The 2,690-nt window shown below is 37.6% G+C and carries 2 protein-coding genes and 1 pseudogene; all 3 read left to right on the top strand.

Annotated features, from left to right (window positions below):
• A pseudogene (locus TR08_RS33375) lies at positions 1 to 284 on the top strand (hypothetical protein); the annotation flags it as partial.
• Between the two features lie 203 nt (positions 285 to 487).
• On the top strand, positions 488 to 1,096 hold the full coding sequence (locus TR08_RS33370) for a CotD family spore coat protein (RefSeq protein ID WP_238579217.1): 609 nt from the start codon (positions 488 to 490) through the stop codon (positions 1,094 to 1,096).
• A gap of 238 nt (positions 1,097 to 1,334) precedes the next feature.
• Positions 1,335 to 1,688: a hypothetical protein gene (locus TR08_RS21615; RefSeq protein WP_045521808.1), complete on the top strand. Its 354-nt coding sequence runs from the start codon at positions 1,335 to 1,337 to the stop codon at positions 1,686 to 1,688.
• The last annotated feature ends 1,002 nt before the right edge of the window (positions 1,689 to 2,690 follow it).

Genomic DNA, 2,690 nt, shown 5'->3' with positions numbered 1-2,690 from the left:
ATAAATCGCCTGAAAATCATTATAAAATTGATGTTCGACCTGTTAAACATAAAATTTCAATCCCAGATAAGTATGTTTTAAAACTCTTTAAACTAAAGATCAGAAATGACGCAACATATTTGAACATTTCAGGTTTTAATGTATTGGTTTTCGAAAGAGATAATTGGCAATATATGATCAGTATTAATAAACGGGTGTCTAACAAGGTGACACCTGAGATGTTAGTTGAAATTGCTAATTCAATTGATTATAAACCCAAAAGGAGAAGTTCGTTATTGAACTAACGGGTGCAAGAGTTAAAGGCTGGGATGGCGGCGGCGATCCCGTTTTCTTATTGTGATAACAGATACAGATTACATGAATAAGAGGTATAAGATCGTAATGTGAATCATTTCATACAAAATAGGTAATAAACTAGTCCGCACAAATCTAAGTTCACATAGACTAATGTAGTAACAAGATATTTTCACATGGAGGTCATTTAACGATGTTTTGGAAAAAAAGTCCAAAAGCAGTACCAAAAATAAAAGAAACTCCAAAAGCAGTACCAAAAATGAAAGAAGTTCCAAAAGCAGTACCAAAAATGAAAGAAACTCCAAATGTAGTACCGAAAATGAAAGAAACTCCAAATGTAGTACCGAAAATGAAAGAAACTCCAAAAGCAGAACCAAAAATGATAGAAACTCCAAATGTAGTACCGAAAATGAAAGAAACTCCAAATGTAGTACCGAAAATGAAAGAAGTTCCAAATATAGTACATCCAATGAAAGAAACTCCCAATGTAGTACCACACATGAAACAGATGCCAGTCCAATACTTTCCATTTCAAGCATGTCAGCCAATATACTGCCCGCCTCAAGCGTTCCCTGCTCAATATTATCCACCACAAGTTTCACCTTGGCAACAATATGTAAAAACAAATTTGTATAATACACATGTACACCCTTCGCATATAACTACTTTTAACAAGCATATGATTCATCATCAATACTATTTCCCGCACACAGAACCATATGTAAATCAATGCTGTGAAACACATACGATGTGCGGATTCCCATTCAACCCTTGTTGCCCGCCTAGACCATTTGGATACTAGCTTCATTTACCCCAGCCATTTAGGCTGGGGCATTTTTATTAAAGTCGTTTTTACTTCCCTAGGTGGGTCTATTGTGTAATATTTCTTATTAAAGTAACGGGTGCTTTACTTTAAGATCAGGTTGCTGCGGCTGCCTTTTTCTTATTGTGCTAACGACGCAGGATAGTGCAATAAGGCAGGAATTTTGGACGGGTTATCGAATTACATTTTTATACGATATTAGAAGGGTGATTGAAACGTGATAAAGGCAACAAACTTGAAGAAAGAAGTTTTCCGCATTTTAGTTTTTCTTATCATTTGTTTTGCATATGTATACCAAAAGCCAATATTGACAACTGGGGAAGCCACAGATTATGCAGTTTTGTGTTTGAACGTTCCACCAAAAGAATTGGTAATAAAAGCAGTTGATATTAATTTGGATGACATTACACTGGAGAAATTGTCTATTGATACAAAGAGTGGTTTTTTTAATCAATTCACTAATCAACGCGAGTTGAGTGTAACACTGAAAACTAAAAATGGAGAAGAACCAACCGTTAGGATGGACGCGTATAATGGAAAATGCCTTGAGGTGACTGGTCTATTAAATTAACAGGATGTCCTGCTGCTTATTGTGCTAACGGGGCAGTTTAGTTGTGCGAAATGTTTCTAGCTTAAATGGAGGATGGTCACATTTCTCTGGTAAAGGCTAGACAGTTCCTGTCGGAACTGAAGGATTATATCGAAGAATCAAATGATGGGGTAACGCCTTGAAGGGTTCTCTCTTAGTCGAATAGCACTCGATTTAGTAAGAATGATAGTGTTATAAGCTCGGCGAAAAGGCGTGAGAATTTACCGTAACAGGTTAAGCTGACGAAAGCCTACCCGATGGGGTGGTGTAAATCATGATGCTTGAGTTGAATGAATATGGTGAGAATGCGAATAAACCTAAAAGAAATGGTTAAGCTGACAAACTTCTGAATGTACGGGTCTATAGCTGCGATACATAGAAATGTGTATATCACCAAATTGTGAGGTTAGATGTGGGTGAGTAAAAATAACTAATATGAAAATCCATGATACGTTACAGGCGTATGAATGCTAACAGGCTTACAGGAAGCACCTAAGTTCATTCTATAATAGATATAATTCAACGTTGTAAGCTGATAACGTGGAGGGCTTACTCCCGAAGAAGCGTCGGCAAGGAAAGCAATTATGACATTAGTAATTGTATAACTTGTCTTTATATCAGTGAAAGTGGTGGCACAGTACCAATGAAAGGTCTAATCAGCCTGGAGGGATAGCCACTAGACTAATGAAGAATCATTTAATCATGCAAGGCAAATCTTTATCGGTTAATAAGGTTCTTGTGAGACTAATAGAGGTTCACCTCCTACGGGAGGCACCGACTTATTAAAACGGAAGAATTGAGACATGGAAGGGGCTGCGATTTCAGAAGTGTTGATGATTAAATCGAATTGGATTAGTTGGAACGCCGTATGAGGTGAAAGTCTCATGTACGGTGTGAACGGGGGGGTGCGACAAGAAGCAACTTCTTCCGCACAAAGTCAGTGTCTCTTCGAGACTATCCTGTTGCATAGGATATTCCCTTCCG

Source organism: Neobacillus niacini (assembly GCF_000759675.1).
GTDB lineage: Bacteria > Bacillota > Bacilli > Bacillales > Cytobacillaceae > Neobacillus > Neobacillus niacini_A.
Note: the sequence above shows the minus strand (reverse complement) of the source record. Positions and strands in the feature narration are given on the sequence as shown.

What these genes read in the sequence shown, in the direction of transcription:
- TR08_RS33370 (WP_238579217.1), top strand. Translation starts at nt 488, where the DNA reads ATGTTTTGGAAAAAAAGTCCAAAAGCAGTACCAAAAATAAAAGAAACT.